This window comes from Arthrobacter sp. P1_A5, assembly GCF_056406825.1.
Map to the genome: position 1 here is coordinate 1 of NZ_JBFTZL010000329.1, position 2,110 is coordinate 2,110.

Sequence of the window (2,110 nt, forward strand, 5' to 3'; positions counted from 1 at the left end):
GCAGCAGTGAGACTGTGGGGGATAAGCAGTGAGACTGTGGGGGATAAGCTTCATAGTCGAGAGGGAAACAGCCCAGACCACCAACTAAGGCCCCTAAGCGTGTGCTAAGTGGGAAAGGATGTGGAGTTGCGAAGACAACCAGGAGGTTGGCTTAGAAGCAGCCATCCTTAAAAGAGTGCGTAATAGCTCACTGGTCAAGTGATTCCGCGCCGACAATGTAGCGGGGCTCAAGTACACCGCCGAAGTTGTGGATTTCAGACAATAGCCAAGCCCTTGTGGTTCAGGCGTCTGGAGTGGTAGGGGAGCGTCGTGTGGGCAGTGAAGTCGCGGTGGAAACCAGCGGTGGAGCCTACACGAGTGAGAATGCAGGCATGAGTAGCGAAAGACGGGTGAGAAACCCGTCCGCCGGATGATCAAGGGTTCCAGGGTCAAGCTAATCTGCCCTGGGTAAGTCGGGACCTAAGGCGAGGCCGACAGGCGTAGTCGATGGACAACGGGTTGATATTCCCGTACCGGCGAAAAACCAAGGATGTAGGGCGAACGGTAGGCAAATCCGCCGTTCATGATGCCTGAGATCTGACGGGACCCCCGCAGGGGGGGATTCGGTGATCCTATGCTGCCGAGAAAAGCATCGACGCGAGGTTTTAGCCGCCCGTACCCCAAACCGACACAGGTGATCAGGTAGAGAATACTAAGGCGATCGAGAGAATTATGGTTAAGGAACTCGGCAAAATGCCCCCGTAACTTCGGGAGAAGGGGGGCCCCAACCTTGAACACCACTTGCTGGTGGGAGGGGATCGGGGCCGCAGAGACCAGGGGGAAGCGACTGTTTACTAAAAACACAGGTCCGTGCGAAGTCGCAAGACGATGTATACGGACTGACTCCTGCCCGGTGCTGGAAGGTTAAGAGGACCGGTTAGCCGCAAGGCGAAGCTGAGAATTTAAGCCCCAGTAAACGGCGGTGGTAACTATAACCATCCTAAGGTAGCGAAATTCCTTGTCGGGTAAGTTCCGACCTGCACGAATGGAGTAACGACTTCCCCGCTGTCTCAACCATAAACTCGGCGAAATTGCAGTACGAGTAAAGATGCTCGTTACGCGCAGCAGGACGGAAAGACCCCGAGACCTTTACTATAGTTTGGTATTGGTGTTCGGAGTGGCTTGTGTAGGATAGGTGGGAGACGTTGAAGCCCGGACGCCAGTTCGGGTGGAGTCATCGTTGAAATACCACTCTGGTCACTTTGGACATCTAACTTCGGCCCGTAATCCGGGTCAGGGACAGTGCCTGATGGGTAGTTTAACTGGGGCGGTTGCCTCCTAAAAAGTAACGGAGGCGCCCAAAGGTTCCCTCAGCCTGGTTGGCAATCAGGTGTCGAGTGTAAGTGCACAAGGGAGCTTGACTGTGAGAGAGACATCTCGAGCAGGGACGAAAGTCGGGACTAGTGATCCGGCGGTACATTGTGGAATGGCCGTCGCTCAACGGATAAAAGGTACCTCGGGGATAACAGGCTGATCTTGCCCAAGAGTCCATATCGACGGCATGGTTTGGCACCTCGATGTCGGCTCGTCGCATCCTGGGGCTGGAGTAGGTCCCAAGGGTTGGGCTGTTCGCCCATTAAAGCGGTACGCGAGCTGGGTTTAGAACGTCGTGAGACAGTTCGGTCCCTATCCGCTGCGCGCGCAGGAAATTTGAGAAGGGCTGTCCTTAGTACGAGAGGACCGGGACGGACGAACCTCTGGTGTGTCAGTTGTACTGCCAAGTGCACCGCTGATTAGCTACGTTCGGATGGGATAACCGCTGAAAGCATCTAAGCGGGAAGCTCGCTTCGAGATGAGATTTCCATACACCTTGTGTGTGAGAGGCCCCCAGCCAGACCACTGGGTTGATAGGCCGGATGTGGAAGCGAGGACTAACGACTCGTGAAGCTGACCGGTACTAATAGGCCGATAACTTACACCACACACCCATCCCGTGAACGGATTCAAAAGACGTTCACACCAGGGCCGTCCCATCCCGAACCCGGAAGCTAAGACCCACAGCGCCGATGGTACTGCACCCGGGAGGGTGTGGGAGAGTAGGTCACCGCCGGAACACCATTAACGGTCGAGG

1 rRNA gene is annotated in these 2,110 nt (G+C 55.6%); it reads left to right on the forward strand.

The features are described from left to right. Window positions 1-1,961, forward strand: a 23S ribosomal RNA gene (locus AC1D1S_RS20980); the annotation flags it as partial. Window positions 1,962-2,110 lie beyond the last annotated feature (149 nt).